A 15,909-nucleotide genomic window follows, 5' to 3' on the forward strand; every position below is an offset into this window, starting at 1 on the left:
CGATCAAGCCAGCCTTGCCCGCCCGCTCCATTCTGAGCATGATCAAGCCCAAACAATGGAGCAAGCCGTGGCCAAATCACAATGGAGTTTCAAGACCGCCGTCGAACTGTCGGCGGCGCTGAAGGCAAAGCAGGTCTCGGCGGTCGAACTGGCCGAGGACGTGATCGGCCGCATCGAACGTCACGACAGCAAGATCAACGCGGTTTGCGTGCGCGATTTCGAGCGCGGCCTGACTGCTGCACGCGCCGCTGATGCCGCGATCGCGCGCGGCGAGCACAAGCCGCTGCTCGGCATCCCGATGACCGTGAAGGAATCCTTCAATGTCGCGGGGCTGCCGACGACCTGGGGCAATCCGTCCCAAAGGGATTTCACGCCGGCAGAGGACGCGCTCTCGATCGCGCGGGTCAAGGACGCGGGCGGCATCATCCTCGGCAAGGCCAACGTGCCGCTCAACCTCGCCGACTGGCAGAGCTATAACGACGTCTACGGCACCACCAATAATCCCTACGATCTCGGCCGCACCCCGGGCGGCTCCTCCGGCGGATCGTCGGCAGCACTCGCGGCGGGTTTTGGCGCGCTGTCGCTCGGCTCCGACATCGGCGGTTCGCTGCGCGTGCCGGCGTTTCATTGCGGCGTCTACGCTCACAAGCCGACCTTCGCGCTGTTGCCGTCGCGCGGCCACACGCCGCCGCCATTGCCGCCATTGCCGCTCGACCGCGATCTCGCGGTGATCGGCCCGATGGCCCGCGGCGCCGCCGATCTCTCGCTGCTGCTCGACGTGATGGCTGGCCCCGATCCGCTGGAAGCCGGCAAGGCCTACAAGCTCGAGCTGCCGGCGGCGCGCCACACGAGCTTGAAGGATTTCAGGGTCCTCGTCATCGACACCGATCCGGTGCTGCCGACCGACAAGGCAGTCCGCGGCACCATCGACAAGCTCGCCAGCAATCTCGACAAGGCCGGCGCCAAGGTGTCGCGCGCGAGCCCGTTGCTGCCGGATTTTGCGGTGTCTTCGCGGCTCTATATGCGGCTGCTGCTATCGTTCCTCGGCGCGACCTTCCCGCCGGAGGTCTATGCCGGCGCATGCGCGGCGGCGGCGGCACTGCCGGCCAGCGACACCAGCCTGCACGCCGAGCGGCTGCGCGGCATCGCGCTCAGCCATCGTGACTGGGTGATCGCCGATGGCGGCCGCGCCCGGCTCCGCGCGCAATGGCGCGAGCTGTTCAAATCGTTCGACGCGGTGATCTGCCCAATCATGCCGACCCCGGCCTATCCGCAGGACCAGTCACCCGACCAGGAGCAGCGGCGGATCCTGATCGATGGCGAACCGCACGTCTACACCGACCAGCTCGTCTGGCCCGGCATCGCGACCTTGCCCGGCCTGCCCGCAACCGCGATCCCGACGGGCTTTGCGCCGGACGGATTGCCGGTCGGCGTGCAGATCGTCGGTCCCTGGCTGGAAGACCGCACGCCGCTGAAGCTCGCCGAGCTGATCGAGCGCGAATTCGGCGGGTTCGTGCCGCCGAAGATGTTTGATGATTGAGATTGGTGTTGATCGACCGTCGTAACGTCCTTTAGAGCCGATGAAAGGCTCCCCTGCCCGGCCTCAGGCCGGGCAGGCCGACAGCGACACGGCGCCAAATGGCCGCCGGACCCGTCCTCCCATGAGAAACTCGGCCGCCGGCCTGGAACTGGCCACGGCACGCACTGAGGTTGTGCCGCCGCCCTATTTGCACGCACTGCGTCATTCGGCTAGCATCAGGTTGTAGTTTATTTTATTTTCAATCTTTCAGCGACAGCGGCGCGAAAGGTTGCAATTGATAGGAGAGGCTGACGGCCGAAGCGGGGTCAATGATCGCGCAGGTTCTCAACCGTGACTTCGTGCTCCAGCAGCTGCAAGACATCGAAAAGAGTCTGCGCAGCGATGTCGACGCGAAGCGGGAAGGCGGCGGGGACGGCGCCGCAGACCTTACCAAAGCCGACTATGAGGCCGCCCACGATCATGTGGCGGTCGTGCTGGCGCCGGGACGACGTAGCCTAGCTATCGAACATGATCACGCTGCGCAGCGTCTTGCCGGCCTTCATGTTGGCAAAACCCTCGTTGATCTCCGACAGCTTCAGCTTGGCCGAGATCCAGTCCTCCAGGTGCAGCTTGCCGCGCATGTAGAAGTCGATGAGGCGGGGCATGTCGACGCGGAAATGATTCGAACCCATCGACGAGCCCTGAATGCGCTTCTCGCGCAGGAAGTCGAAACCGTGCAGTTCGATCTTCTGGCCGAACGGGATCATGCCGACGATGGTCGCGGTGCCGCCGGGTGCGAGCATGCCGAACGCCTGCTCGGCGGTTTCCTTGCGGCCGAGCACCTCGAAGGAATGCTGCACGCCGCCGCCGGTGAGCTCGCGCACCTGCTGGACGACATCACCGCGCGCGGGATCGACGATGTCGGTGGCGCCGAGTTTCGTGGCGAGCTGCAGCTTGGCTGGATTGGTGTCGATCGCGATGATGCGGCCGGCGCCGGCGATCTGCGCGCCGTTGATCGCGGCCATGCCGACGCCGCCGCAGCCGATCACGGCCACGGTTTCGCCGGCGGTCACTTTCGCCGTGTTCACCACGGCACCATAGCCGGTGATGACGCCGCAGCCGATCAGCGCGGCGAGATCGAGCGGCATCTCCTTCTTGATCTTCACGATGGCGTTCTCGTGCACCAGCATCTGTTCGGCGAACGACGAGAGGTTGAGGAACTGGTGGAGCTTCTCCGACCGATTCCAGGACAGCCGGTTGGAAGCGCCGGGCAACATCTTCACCGTGGTATCGGTGCACAGCACGGTGCGCCCGGTGGTGCAATTGTCGCAGGTGCCGCAGAACACCGAGAGACACGTGACGACGTGGTCGCCGGGCTTCACATAGTTGACGTCGGAGCCGACCTTCTCGACCACGCCGGCCGATTCATGGCCGAGCACAGCCGGCAGCGGGTGCGGATAGAGCCCCTCCATGAAGTGCAGGTCGGAATGGCAGAGACCCGCGACCGCAGTGCGGATCAGGACCTCGCGTGGCCCCGGATTGGGCACGCTGACATCTTCGATCACCAGCGGCTTGTTGACTTCATGCAGGACGGCGGCCTTCATCGGGATCTCCCTTGGTGTTTTTTGATTTTTGAGTACGTGCTCGGTCAGCAGCCTACGCTGCTGATAGCAATTCGCCAACCTCAGCCATGTCGACGGCGCGATCGCCGAGCAGATGCTCCGTCATCGTGCGCTGGACGGTATTTTCCGTCAGCCGGAACGGATCGCCCGGCATCACGCGATGGTCGATCACCATCCGTGACAGCAACAGCCGGCGCGCATCGCCGCGCATCTCATGGATGCGCCCGCCTTCCCATGCCAGCGCGACTGCGCTTGCGACATGATAGAGGAGGCTGGTGGCGCGGCGCGCATCGCCCTCATTGTCCGTGCGGCTTGCGACCTCGCGCGCAAATGCGATCGCACGGTCGCTGAGATCGCGCAGGCGGTTGCGCCAGGCCTGCGGCACATTGGCGCTGTCATCGAGCCGCGCATGCAGATCAGCCGCGAGCGCGATGTCCGCGCCATGGCGGCCAACCGCACGTTTCAGCGCATCGATCGCGACGATGTTGCCGGTGCCTTCCCAGATCGAGCCGAGATGCGCGTCGCGCAGCAGCCGCGGCGTGACGAATTCCTCGATGTAGCCGATGCCGCCCCGCATCTCCATCGCATCGCCGCAGACCTTTCGGGCATCGCGGGTGGCACGGAATTTCAGGGTCGGCGTCAGGATCCGCAGCAGCGCCGCGGCATCCTGGCTGCCGGCCTCGGCGCGATCGAGTGCGTCGGCCGTCAAAAAACTCATCGACAGCGCCTGCTCGGTCGGCAGCATGATCTTCATGAGCTGCCGCCGCGCCAATGGCAGATCGATGATGCGCTGGCCGAAAACCACGCGACCCTTCGCCACCGTGATGGCGTCGTGCCAGGCGCGGCGCATCAGCGCGGTCGACTTGACGCCGTTACTGAGCCGCGAGGAGTTCACCATCTCGGCCATCTGCACGAAGCCACGGTCGAGCTTGCCGACCGCATAGGCGATCGCGCCATCGAGCTTGATCTCGCCCGAGGCCATCGAGCGAGTGCCGAGCTTGTCCTTCAGACGAACGATCCGGTAGTGGTTCTGCGTGCCGTCATCGAGGAACCGCGGCATCAGGAACAGGCCGACGCCGCGCGTGCCTGGCCCCGCGCCCTCGGGGCGCGCCAGCAGCATCACCACCTTGGCGTCGGCATTAGAGCAGAACCATTTCTCGCCATGGAGCCGCCAGTGGTCGCCCTCCTGCACGGCCGTGGTCGTCAAGGTGCCGACGTCGGAGCCGCCCTCCTTCTCCGTCATGAACTGGCCGCCCTGGGTCAGCTCGCTCATGTCGGTCTGGGTCAGGCCGTCGAGATATTTTGCCTTCAACGCTTCGCTGCCGAAATTCGCGAGTAGTTTGGCGCAGCCGTCGGTGACGTTGATCGGGCAGCCCATGCCGAATTCGGTCTGGTTGAACAAAAATGTGAAGGCATGTTTTGCCACCACAGGATATTTGTCCGGCCAACCCATGATGCCCTTGCGGATCGACAGCGCGTGAATGCCGAACTCGCCGAACGCGACCTTCTCGATCTCGCGATAGGCCGGGTGGTATTCGATATGCTGCACGTCGCGGCCGAATCTGTCGCGCGGGTGCAGCACCGGCGTATGCTTGTCGGCAAGCCGCGCGTAGTCGTCGAGAGCGCCGCCGGCGAGGCCCCCGAGCCGGTCGAGATGCGGCTCGATATGGCGAAACAGCGCCTCAGGCAAATGCAGCTTCAAAAGGTCTGTGAGCGCCGGATCGGCCCGGTAGAAGTTCATTCCCGTGGTGTCGGGCGCCAAGAGGCCCGGCCGGGCGGCGGATGACGGTGTAGAATCTTGCTTGAGCGGCTGCATTGAATTCCCAGCTTCGTTCCTCATCTGTTTAGACGAGACTATCCTCCTCCGGCACTGCAAAGGAAAGCCCGATGGACATCCCGAAATACAAGATCGCCCTGATCGTCGGCGCCGGCGAGGGCATCAGCGCCTCGCTGACGCGGATATTTTCGCGGGAGGGAATTCGCGTGGCGCTGGGCGCCCGCAGCATCGAGAAACTCGGCGCGCTCTGCACCGAAACCGGCGCACGCGCCTATGCCTGCGATGCCACCAAGGCCGAGGATGTGGAACGGCTGTTCGGCCTCGTGGAACGCGAGATCGGGACGCCCGATGTCGTGGTCTACAACGCGAGCGGCCGCTCGCGCGGGCCGTTCGTCGAGCTGGTGACCTCCGAGGTCGAGCAGGCGATTGCGGTCTCGGCCTTCGGCGGCTTCCTGGTGGCGCAGGAAGCGGCCAAGCGCATGCTGCCCAACAAGAAGGGCGCGATCCTGTTCACCGGAGCCTCCGCCAGCGTGAAGGGCTATGCGCAATCGGCGCCGTTCGCGATGGGCAAATTCGCGCTGCGCGGCCTGGCACAGAGCATGGCGCGGGAATTGTCGCCGCAAGGCATCCATGTCGCGCATTTCGTAATCGACGGCGGCATCCGCAGCAAGGCCCGCACCGAACCTGCCGATCGGCCGGATTCGATGCTCGATCCCGACGCGATCGCGCTGAGCTACTGGAACGTGCTGCAGCAGCCGCGCAGCGCCTGGAGCTGGGAGCTCGAATTGCGGCCATGGGTGGAGAAGTTTTAGTAGTCGCCGTCATTCCGGGACACGCGTAGCGTGGACCACAGGTGCGCAATTGCGCACCGGGGAATCTCGAGATTCCGGGTTCGATGCTTCGCATCGCCCCGGAATGACGGAGCAAGACAACAAACACAGGGAGCACCATGACCACCGACATCAAGATCGACACCGGCACCGACGAACTGCTCTGCGTGATCCGCGACCGCGTCGCCATCATCACGCTGAACCGCCCCGAAGTGCGCAACGCGATGTCGGATACGCTGACGCCGGCGCTGCGCACGATGATCCGGACCTGTGGCGAGAATCCCGAGGTCGGCGTGCTTCTTATCACTGGCGCCGGCACGGCGTTCTGCGCCGGCGGCAACGTCAAGGGCATGGGCGCCAATCGCGACCAGAAGAAGCTCGACATGTCCTACGAGGAGAAGGTTGCCGATTTGCAGGAGCGCCAGCGCCTGCTCACCGGCGCGCTGACCTCGGTACGCAAGCCGACCATTGCCGCGCTGCCCGGCCCCGCGGTCGGTGCCGGGCTCGCGCTCGCGATGGCCTGCGACATCCGCATCGCCGCGCAGTCGGCCTTCGTCTCGACCGGTTATCTGCGCGTGGCGTTGAGCGGCGATTACGGTATCGCCTGGTTGCTGACGCGCCTGGTCGGCACCGCGCGCGCCCGCGAGCTGATGTTCACCGCCGAGAAGGTCGACGCCGCCAGATGCGAGCAGATTGGCCTCGTCAACCGCGTGGTGTCGGACGAGACGCTTCAGGAGCAAGCTTTTGCACTTGCCAAATCGATGGCCGAAGGCCCGACCTTGGCGCTTCGCTACATGAAGGACAATCTGGACGAGGCACTGCTGTTCGACTTCGGCACCGCGCGTGACCACGAAGCCGAGCGGCTGATCCGCCTGACCACGACGGCCGATCACAAGGAAGCGGTGCAGGCTTTCATCGAGAAGCGGAAACCGGTGTTTCGAGGAAATTGAGCGCGCAGCGCCTTTGAAGTCACCTCTCCCCTTGTGGGAGAGGCCGCAGCGCATGCAGCGAAGCGGAATGCGATGCGGGTGAGGGGTACAGGTCCCTCAAGGGACTTCAATTCGCCGACAGACCTAAACCCCTCACCCGGATTGCATCTTCGATGCAATCCGACCTCTCCCACAAGGGGAGAGGCGAAGAAAGAGTGTGGCTCCATCCGGGCTATAAGGGTGAAGCGCGCGCAAAATCCACGAATGCCCGCAGTGCGGCCGGCAATTGCCGACGGCTCGGGTAATAGAGAAAGAATCCGGGATAGGCCGGGCACCAATCGGCGAGCACGCACACCAGCTTACGCTTGGCGATCAGCGCTTCGACCTGAGCCTCGAACACGTAGGCCAGCCCTGCCCCGTCGAGCGCTGCGTCAACCATGAGGTCCTGGTCATTCAACGTCAGCGGTCCCGCGACGTCGATATCGACCTCGATGCCGCCACGCTCGAATTCCCAGCGATAGATCACTCCGCTGCTGAAGCGGTAGCGGATGCAGGCCAGGCCCTTCAGCTCATGCGGCGTGGCCGGAGGCTTGTGCGTCTTAAAATATGCTGACGAACCCACGACGGCAAATCGATGCCGCGGACCGATCGGGACTGCGATCATGTCGGCGGCGATGGTCTCACCGAAGCGCACGCCCGCGTCGAAGCCGGCCGCGACCATGTCGATCAGCGCATCGTTGATCATGACCTCCACGTTAACGTCGGGAAAGGCTTTCAGGAACCGGGTGACAATAGGCAGCAGCACGAGCTGCGCGGACTGGCGCGCCGCGGTGAAGCGCAGCGTGCCCGCCGGCTTACCGCGAAAGTTATTGAGGTCCTCCAGCGCATCGTCGATGTCGCGAAACGCCGGGCTGATGCGCGCGAACAGCCTTTGGCCGGCCTCCGTCAGCGCGACGCTGCGGGTGGTTCGGTTGATCAGCCGGAGATCGAGCCGCTCCTCGATGTTGCGCAAGGCATGCGACAGAGCCGATGCGGAGACGCCAAGCTCGGTCGCCGCCGCGCGAAAGCTCCGGTGGCGGGCGATGGCGAGAAAGGTTGCAAGGTCGGACGGGTCGATCCGCATTGGTGAGAATTTCTCAGTAGCTTGACGAAAATATAGCGGATTATCTCATCTATAGCGAGGCGCTATCCGTTTGCCATCAGGTTCGGCAACGCCGCCGGCCACTCGGGAAAGGGCAACACCATGCGCGTCTGGTTCATCACAGGAGCTTCCCGGGGCTTTGGCGCCCTGATCGCCGAAGCGGCACTCAAGGCGGGCGATAAGGTGGTTGCCACAGCCCGAGACCCCAAGACCGTCACCGCGCGGCTCGGCCAGCATAAGCGGTTGTTGGCCACGCGGCTCGACGTCACCAGCGAGGCCGAGGCCCATGCCGCGGCCGGCGAAGCGGTCAAGACGTTCGGCCGCATCGATATCCTGGTCAACAATGCCGGCTACGGCCTGCTCGGCGCGATCGAGGAGGCCTGCGCGGCCGAGACCCAGCGGCTGTTCGAAACCAATGTGTTCGGCCTGCTCGGCGTCACGCGCGCGGTGCTGCCGCACATGCGCCGGCAGCGCTCGGGCCACATCATCAACATCTCGTCCGTCGGCGGCTACACCGGCTATCCCGGCTGGGGCGTCTACGGCGCCACCAAGTTCGCCGTCGAAGGCATCAGCGAGGCACTGGCCGGCGAAGTGGCGCCGCTCGGCATCAAGGTGACGGTGGTCGAGCCCGGCTTCTTCCGCACCGACTTCCTCGATGAGAGCTCGCTGTCGCGCACTGCGCAGCAGATCGAGGATTATCATGCCAGCGTCGGCAAGACCCGCGCAGTTGCCACCGACTTCAACCACGGCCAGCGCGGCGACCCGCGCAAGCTCGCCGGCGCGTTCGTTCAGCTGGCGAATGCCGCAAACCCGCCGCTGCGGCTGCCGCTCGGCAGCGACACGGTCGAGCGGATCGAGGCGAAGAACGCGTTCGTCGCGAAGGAGCTTGCGGAATGGCGGACGGTAGCGACGTCGACGGATTTTACGGAGTGAGAAAAGAAAAGTGGCCCGGTTCTGGAGGGGCCAGAACCGGGCCTAGTCTCGTCAAACTGCAAGCGAGGACATCGCGGCCATGCGGGAGGCGGCGAGCCGCCAGCTGGCACAGGGAATGTCTTGCGGTTCGACGTGGATCTCTTTCTCGAAGCGCACCAGCTTCCAATCGCCGGGGCTGGCGATGAAGGCGTAACCGGTCTTGCGGGCGAGGCCGATCATCGATGCGTTGGATCGAAGCGTGTCGCCGAAAATGCGCTCTGCTCCAAAGGACGCCGCGCGGCATTCGAGGTTCTTCAGCAGCGCCTTGCCGATGCCGTGCCCCTGCCACCGGTCGTCGATCGACAGGCCAAATTCGACCCTCGACGTATCGGCATGGAAGGCGTAGCGGGCTTCGCCGACGATGGTTTCAAAGCCATCGACCACCATCGTCGCGACCACCGTGAACCGGTCGGCCTCGCCGATGTGGATGAAACGTTCGAGCTCCAGCTTCGGCAGCTCCCTCATGGCCCCCAGGAAACGGTTGTAGCGGGACCCCGTCGAGAGCGAACGGATGTAGTTCTGCAGCTCCTCACGGTCGCGCGGCTCGACGAAACGCACCTTGATCTCGCTGCCGTTCTTCGCCCGCAGCACATCGGAATATTGCTTGAGATCATCGAGACGCGGCGCAGTCATGACACGCTCCTCGGGGTGGAAAGTTGGCCGGCGCCCCTCTATGGAGGCGGCGCCGGCGATAGCGGCCGTTCAGGCCCGCCAGAACGGTTTGTCGATCTCGAATACGATGTCGCTGCGTGACATGCCGATGTCGTGCAGGTCGCGATCCGACCAGTGCGCCAGCTCGCGGCGGCGCTCGTAACGATCCCACCAGACATGCAGGGTCTCGCCGACTTGATTCAAAACGCCTGAGGCATGATGATTTGTCATCGATTCATGGGTAAAAATGGACATTTGCGGCTCCTATCGGTAACCTGTTGACCGTAATATCGGCGCCAGCAGGCCTCTTCACAAACGACACTTTGTACCGCTTCGCATGATATAACGTCATGTATTTGGGAGCAGCGAGACGATGACCAGCCGCCTGCCTTCGCTGAACGGCCTGCGCGCGTTCGAGGCCGCCGCACGGCACATGAGTTTCACGGTCGCGGCGTCCGAATTGAACGTCACGCAGACCGCGATCAGCCATCAGATCCGGCGGCTGGAGGAGGAACTCGGCGTGCGTCTGTTCGTCCGCCAGAACCGCTCGCTCAGCCTGACGCCGGAGGCCGCCGAATACCTCCCGGGCGTCCGTGCCGCCTTCAACGACCTGCGGATGGCAACGGATCGCCTGCTGCGCAAGGACGACGATCACGTGTTGACCGTCTCCACCCTGGCATCGTTCGCTGCCAAATGGCTGCTGCCGCGGCTCGCGGCCTTCCAGGAAGCGCATCCCGGTATCGATGTCCGCATCACCAGCTCGACCAGCCTGGTCGACTTCCAGCGCGACAAGGTCGACGCCGCGATCCGCTATGGCCGTGGCCAATGGAGCGGCCTGCGAGCCGACTGGCTCACAGCGGATGAATTGTTCCCGGTCTGCAGCCCGTCACTGATGCAGGGAAGCAAGCCGCTGAATTGCCCCGAAGACCTCCGGGATCATGTGCTGCTGCACACATCCAACACCAACAGCGACGACTGGCGCCTGTGGCTGACCGCGGCCGGCCTGCCCACCGACATTTCCAAGCAGCCGGGCGCTACCTTCGACCTGGTGTTCGTGACGATCCAGGCGGCGATCGACGGGATGGGCGTCGCGATGGGCCGAACCTCCTATGTGCAGGACGACATCACCAAGGGCCGCCTCGTGGTGCCTTTCAAGATCGCGTTGCCGGCGGATGCCGGCTTCTATCTCGTCTCGCCACAGGGGCGCGCGGATTCGCCGAAGCTGGCGGTATTCCGGAACTGGGTCACTGCATCGGCGCACGCGTCGTCTTGATGCAGCGCACGCTGCGTCAAGCCATTTTGTCTACGGCTATTTTCCCATGGCCTCCGGCGCGTTTTCGGGTTGGTCGCACCGAACAGGCGTGCCAAATTGCCGCATAAGGCAGGCTAACTGCCTTGGCTGGCGTGGTTCTTTTCGCCAGCCCTTATACCACGGGGAGGAGAGGGCGTTATGCCGCAGTCGAGTTCATCGCAAGTACCGCAAATCAAATCGCGCCTCGGCGCCATCCTGCGCGCGACCAGCGGCAATTTCCTCGAGCAATTCGACTTCTTCCTGTTCGGCTTCTATGCCCCGTACATCGCCAAGGCATTCTTCCCCTCGCAGAACGAGACCGCAGCACTGCTCAACACCTTCGGCGTGTTCTGGCTCGGCGCGCTGATGCGCCCGGTCGGTGCGATTGTGCTCGGCGCCTATATCGACCGGATCGGCCGTCGCAAGGGCCTGATCGTAACGCTGGCGATCATGGCGTTGGGCACCGTCATCATCACGATTTGCCCGAGCTACGCCAGTATCGGTGTTGCGGCCCCAATTCTGGTTCTGATTGGCCGATTGGTGCAGGGATTCTCCGCTGGAGTCGAACTGGGCGGCGTCTCGGTCTATCTCGCGGAGATTGCAACCCCTGGCAACAGGGGTTTCTACACCTCGTTCCAGTCCTCTAGCCAGCAGGTCGCCATCTTCGTCGCTTCACTGCTTGGTCTCACACTCAGTGCCGTGATGCCCGACACAGAGATCATGGCGTGGGGCTGGCGCATTCCGTTCTTCATCGGCTGCCTGATCATTCCTGTTATTTTCATCCTGCGCCGGACATTGGAGGAAACCCCGGAGTTCCTGGCGATGAAGAAGCATCCCACCGCAAACGAGGTGTTTGCGTCAGCGCTCGCGAACTGGCGCATCGTGCTTCTTGGAATGATGCTGGCGGTCATGACCACCGTGACGTTTTATTTCGTCACCGTCTATACGCCCTCGTTCGTTGAAAAGGTGCTGCTGCTTCCGAAGAAGGAGGCCCTGCAAGTCACCATGATGGTCGCGGTCACCAACTTCATCTGGAACCCGATCGGTGGCGCTCTGTCTGACCGCATCGGCCGCAAGCCGGTACTGTTGGCCATTACCGCGCTCTCCTTGGTCACAGCCTATCCTGCCTTGGCATGGCTTACGGCGGATCCGACTTTCGGCAAACTGATTGTCGTCGGGATGATGTTCTCGATGTACTTCGGCGTGTACAGCGGGACGATGCTGGGCGCGCTAGTCGAGATCGTGCCCAGTCATGTACGGACGACCTGCTTCTCGTTGGCATTTGCTCTGGCCGCCGGACTGTTTGGCACGTTCACGCCCTTCGCTGCGACGGGACTGGTCGCATTAACCGGCAACAAGGCCTCCCCCGGGCTCTGGCTGATGTGCGCCGCAGCCTGCAGCATGGCTGGTGCCCTCATGATCTATCGCGGCGGCCGCACCATCGAGACGCGCGAAGCCGTCGCCGCGTAAGTCCCGAAATTGCCGGCCGGGTATGCGCCTGGCCGGCTCCTGCTTTGCTTTCCATGCCAACAACGATAACAAGAGCGCATGGTCGATTTGACGCGCAGGTTCGACGTGCTGGTGATCGGCGGCGGCAACGCCGCGCTTTGTGCCGCGATCAGCGCAAGGCGTGCGGGCGCCTCCGTGCTGGTGCTGGAAGGCGCGCCAAAGTTCTACCGCGGCGGCAACACCCGCCACACGCGCAACATGCGCTGCGCCCATGACGAGGCGACCGAGATCCTCACAGGCCCCTACACCGAGGAGGAGTTCTGGAAGGATTTGCTGCTGGTGACCGGCGGCCAGACCGACGAGGAACTGGCCCGCTTCATGATCCGCGAGTCCAAGGACATCCTGAACTGGATCGTCGAACAGGGCGTGCGCTGGCAACCGTCGCTCGGGGGCACGTTGAGCCTCGGCCGCACCAACTCGTTCTTCCTCGGCGGCGGCCGCGCGATGCTGAATGCGCTCTATCGCACGGCCGAGGAGCTCGGTGTCGACGTCCTCTATGATGCCGAGGTGATCGATCTCAAGATCGAGGCCGGCATGTTCCTCTCGGCTCAGCTGAAGCAGCCAGTCAACGGCAAGACCGAGGTGCGCGCTTCCACGCTGGTCGCGGCCGCCGGCGGCTTCGAGGCCAATATCGAATGGCTGAAGGAATATTGGGGCGAGGCCGCCGACAATTTCCTGATCCGCGGCACACCCTATAACCGCGGCGCGATCCTGAAGATGCTGCTGGCCAGGGGCGTGCAGCAGATCGGCGATCCGACGCAATGCCACGCGGTGGCAATCGACGCCCGTGCGCCGAAATTCGATGGCGGCATCATCACCCGTCATGACTCTGTCGTGTTCGGCATCGTCGTCAACAAGCATGCCGAGCGCTTCTATGACGAGGGCGAGGACATCTGGCCGAAGCGCTACGCAATCTGGGGCCGGCTGGTCGCGGCGCAACCCGACCAGATCGCCTACATCATCTTCGACTCCACCGTCGTGACCAGCTTCATGCCGACGCTGTTTCCGCCGATCGCGGGCGCAACCATCGCCCAGCTCGCCGGCAAGCTCGAGCTCGATCCGGGCGCGCTGGAAAAAACCATCACCGAATTCAACGCCGCGGTGCAGCCGGGCACCTTCGATCACACCATCCTCGACGATTGCCGCACCGAAGGCATCGCGCCGCCGAAGACGCATTGGGCGCGCAAGATCGAGACACCGCCCTACCTCGCCTATCCGGTGCGGCCCGGCATCACCTTCACCTATCTCGGCACCCGCGTGAACAAGCAGTCGCGGATGCTGATGGCGGACGGCAAGCCGTCCGCCAACATGTTCGCCGCCGGCGAGATCATGGCCGGCAACGTGCTCGGCAAGGGCTATGCCGCCGGCATGGGCATGACCATCGGCAGCGTGTTCGGCCGCGTCGCCGGACGGGAAGCGGCGAAGAATGCGCGGAACTGATGCGCGGAACTGAGAACAACGAGAGGGAAGCATGCCCCGGATTGCACTTGCCGCCGCAGCCGCGGCTTTGATGGTTTCAACAGCAGCCCATGCCGCCGAGCCGCTTGCGCTGCGCGACATGGGCTCGTTCCATGTCGGCGGGCGCCTCGTCGAAATCTCAGGCAAACCGGTGAAGGACGTTACCTTCACGCCGGGCGGCGTCCCGGCCAAGGTCGATCCGAACGGCACCTATCAGGTCGAGCAGATGTACGTGCAGTACTTCCTGCCGCAGAACGAAAAAGGCGCCTATCCGTTGCTGCTGTGGCATGGCGGCGGATTGACCGGTGTGACCTACGAGACGACGCCTGACGGCCGTGAAGGCTGGCTGAACTATTTCCTGCGCAAGGGCTGGAGCGTCTACAATTCGGACGCAGTCGAGCGCGGCCGCGCCGGCTGGGCGCAATACCCTGACATCTTCAAGGGTGAGCCGGTGTTCCTCACCACCTCCAATCCGTTCGAGCGGTTTCGCATCGGCGACGGTCCCGGCTCCTACGATCCCGATCCGGCCAAGCGCAAGCTGATGCCGGGCAGCCAGTTCCCGAACGAGGGCTACGAGAACTTCGTCAAGCAGAACGTGCCGCGCTGGACCACGACCGATGATGCGACGGTCGCGGCCTATATCGCCGAGATCGACCGCGTCGGCCCCTGCATCATCCTGTTCCACAGCCAGGCCGGCACCTTCGGCTTCAAGGTCGCCCAGGCGCGACCCGACAAGGTGAAGGCGCTGATCGCGATCGAGCCGGCCGGCGTCGGCGATCTCGCCAAGGTCGACGCACTCAAGAACATCCCGACACTGATGGTCTATGGCGACTACATCGAGCGCGACTCGCGCTGGCCGAAGATCCGCGTCACCGGCGGCGCGTTCGCCGACGCGATCAGGGCTGCCGGCGGCAGCGTCGATGTCGTCGACCTGCCGAAAGCAGGCATATCAGGCAATTCGCACATGATGATGATGGACAAGAACAACGCCGAGGTCGCCGGCCTGATCCAGACTTGGCTGGAAGGCAAAGGGCTGGCGAAGCACTAACGGGATATACAACACAATGCACGGGACCAAGATTTTGCAGGAGGCCGACCGTTTGATGACGGTCTGCAACTCCTGCCGCTATTGCGAGGGCCTGTGCGCGGTGTTTCCCGCGATGGAGATGCGGCGCGCCTTCTCCGACGGCGATCTCAACTATCTCGCCAATCTCTGCCATTCCTGCGGCGCCTGCTACACCGACTGCCAGTTCTCGCCGCCGCACGAATTCAACGTCAACGTGCCGAAGACGCTTGCCGTCGCGCGCGCCGAATCCTACGCCGCCTATGCCTGGCCGCGCGCTTTCGCCGGAGCGTTCGCGCGCAACGGCCTCGTCATCAGCCTGATCGCCGCGCTCAGCGTCGCCGCCTTCATCTTCGGCTTTGCCGCAGTCAATGACCGTGGCGTGCTGTACGGCATCCACACCGGCCCTGGCGCATTCTATAAATTGATGCCGCACAATGCGATGGCGCTGCTGTTCGGCGTGGCCCTGCTCTACGCCATCCTCGCACTGGCGATGGGCGTCCGCGCGTTCTGGCGCGACATCGGTGAGCCCGTCGGTATGAAGACCGACGCCAAATCGCTGCTGCAGGCGATGCGCGATGCCGGCGAGCTGCGCTACCTCGACGGCGGCGGCGTCGGCTGCTTCAACGAGGACGACCAGCCGACCGACCGCCGCAAGCTGTATCACCACTTCACCTTCTACGGTTTTGGGCTGTGCTTCGCCGCGACCTGCGTCGGCACGCTGTATCACTATCTCTTGGCGCGCGAGGCGCCCTATGCGTGGTGGGACCTGCCCGTCGTATTGGGCACGCTCGGCGGCATTGGCCTCGTGATCGGCCCGATCGGCCTGCTCACTGAGAAATGGAAGCGCGACCGCGTGCTGGTCGATGAGCGGCAGATGGGCATGGACACCGCATTCATCGTGATGCTGTTCCTGACCAGCATCACCGGTCTGGCGCTCCTGCTCTGGCGCGACACCGGCGCAATGGGCCCGCTGCTGGCGTTGCATCTCGGCGTGGTGTTCGCGCTGTTCATCACGATGCCCTACGGCAAGTTCGTCCACGGCATCTACCGCTACGTCGCGCTGGTGCGCTACGCGCGCGAGCGGCAGATGATGGGACATGGCAAGGCGGAGTAGGCTTCAACCGCCGTCATTCCGGGTTCGATG

General features: G+C 64.0%; 15 protein-coding genes. 9 read left to right on the forward strand and 6 right to left on the reverse strand.

The features are described from left to right. Positions 1-67: 67 nt before the first annotated feature. On the forward strand, positions 68-1,540 hold the full coding sequence (locus UP10_RS27705; RefSeq protein WP_044590465.1) for an amidase: 1,473 nt from the start codon (positions 68-70) through the stop codon (positions 1,538-1,540). 305 nt (positions 1,541-1,845) lie between these two features. On the opposite strand, the gene UP10_RS44605 is transcribed toward UP10_RS27705, so the two are convergent. The 3 genes from UP10_RS44605 to UP10_RS27715 are packed head-to-tail and all read right to left on the reverse strand — an operon-like array spanning position 1,846 to position 4,957. Then, the gene (locus tag UP10_RS44605; RefSeq protein ID WP_156180292.1) at positions 1,846-2,001 is read right to left on the reverse strand and encodes a hypothetical protein; all 156 of its coding nucleotides are present in this window, start codon (positions 1,999-2,001) and stop codon (positions 1,846-1,848) included. A 33-nt stretch (positions 2,002-2,034) separates the two neighbouring features. Further along, complete coding sequence (locus tag UP10_RS27710; RefSeq protein ID WP_044590396.1) at positions 2,035-3,123, reverse strand: Zn-dependent alcohol dehydrogenase; 1,089 nt, start codon at positions 3,121-3,123, stop codon at positions 2,035-2,037. 52 nt (positions 3,124-3,175) lie between these two features. Further along, positions 3,176-4,957, reverse strand: coding sequence for an acyl-CoA dehydrogenase family protein (locus UP10_RS27715; RefSeq protein WP_044590397.1), 1,782 nt, complete (start codon positions 4,955-4,957; stop codon positions 3,176-3,178). Between the two features lie 71 nt (positions 4,958-5,028). On the opposite strand from UP10_RS27715, the gene UP10_RS27720 reads away from it, so the two are divergent. Continuing rightward, on the forward strand, positions 5,029-5,730 hold the full coding sequence (locus tag UP10_RS27720; protein WP_044590398.1) for an SDR family NAD(P)-dependent oxidoreductase: 702 nt from the start codon (positions 5,029-5,031) through the stop codon (positions 5,728-5,730). Between the two features lie 137 nt (positions 5,731-5,867). Further along, positions 5,868-6,698 carry an enoyl-CoA hydratase gene (locus UP10_RS27725; RefSeq protein WP_044590399.1) on the forward strand — a complete coding sequence of 277 codons (831 nt, stop codon included), beginning with the start codon at positions 5,868-5,870 and terminating at the stop codon, positions 6,696-6,698. A gap of 211 nt (positions 6,699-6,909) precedes the next feature. Here the strand turns inward: UP10_RS27725 and UP10_RS27730 are convergent, their stop codons facing one another. Next, positions 6,910-7,800, reverse strand: a complete 891-nt coding sequence (locus tag UP10_RS27730) for a LysR family transcriptional regulator (RefSeq protein ID WP_044590400.1) — start codon at positions 7,798-7,800, stop codon at positions 6,910-6,912. Positions 7,801-7,920: 120 nt separating this feature from the next. Here UP10_RS27730 and UP10_RS27735 point away from each other — a divergent pair, with 120 nt between their 5' ends. Continuing rightward, positions 7,921-8,751, forward strand: a complete 831-nt coding sequence (locus tag UP10_RS27735) for an oxidoreductase (RefSeq protein WP_044590401.1) — start codon at positions 7,921-7,923, stop codon at positions 8,749-8,751. Positions 8,752-8,802: 51 nt separating this feature from the next. Here the strand turns inward: UP10_RS27735 and UP10_RS27740 are convergent, their stop codons facing one another. Both UP10_RS27740 and UP10_RS27745 read right to left on the reverse strand, forming a co-directional pair. Next, on the reverse strand, positions 8,803-9,423 hold the full coding sequence (locus UP10_RS27740; protein WP_044590402.1) for a GNAT family N-acetyltransferase: 621 nt from the start codon (positions 9,421-9,423) through the stop codon (positions 8,803-8,805). A 69-nt stretch (positions 9,424-9,492) separates the two neighbouring features. Then, positions 9,493-9,696 carry a DUF1127 domain-containing protein gene (locus UP10_RS27745; RefSeq protein ID WP_044542797.1) on the reverse strand — a complete coding sequence of 68 codons (204 nt, stop codon included), beginning with the start codon at positions 9,694-9,696 and terminating at the stop codon, positions 9,493-9,495. 118 nt (positions 9,697-9,814) lie between these two features. On the opposite strand from UP10_RS27745, the gene UP10_RS27750 reads away from it, so the two are divergent. From UP10_RS27750 to tcuB, 5 genes are all read left to right on the forward strand, one after another. Beyond that, the gene (locus UP10_RS27750) at positions 9,815-10,714 is read left to right on the forward strand and encodes a transcriptional regulator GcvA (RefSeq protein ID WP_044590403.1); all 900 of its coding nucleotides are present in this window, start codon (positions 9,815-9,817) and stop codon (positions 10,712-10,714) included. A gap of 177 nt (positions 10,715-10,891) precedes the next feature. Continuing rightward, positions 10,892-12,202, forward strand: coding sequence for an MFS transporter (locus tag UP10_RS27755; protein WP_044590404.1), 1,311 nt, complete (start codon positions 10,892-10,894; stop codon positions 12,200-12,202). Positions 12,203-12,280: 78 nt separating this feature from the next. Further along, positions 12,281-13,681, forward strand: coding sequence for an FAD-dependent tricarballylate dehydrogenase TcuA (tcuA, locus tag UP10_RS27760; RefSeq protein WP_197086906.1), 1,401 nt, complete (start codon positions 12,281-12,283; stop codon positions 13,679-13,681). 31 nt (positions 13,682-13,712) lie between these two features. After that, positions 13,713-14,747: an alpha/beta hydrolase gene (locus tag UP10_RS27765; protein ID WP_044590405.1), complete on the forward strand. Its 1,035-nt coding sequence runs from the start codon at positions 13,713-13,715 to the stop codon at positions 14,745-14,747. 16 nt (positions 14,748-14,763) lie between these two features. Beyond that, positions 14,764-15,879: a tricarballylate utilization 4Fe-4S protein TcuB gene (gene tcuB, locus UP10_RS27770; RefSeq protein ID WP_044590406.1), complete on the forward strand. Its 1,116-nt coding sequence runs from the start codon at positions 14,764-14,766 to the stop codon at positions 15,877-15,879. The last annotated feature ends 30 nt before the right edge of the window (positions 15,880-15,909 follow it).

The organism is Bradyrhizobium sp. LTSPM299 (genome assembly GCF_000938235.1).
Taxonomy (GTDB): domain Bacteria; phylum Pseudomonadota; class Alphaproteobacteria; order Rhizobiales; family Xanthobacteraceae; genus Bradyrhizobium.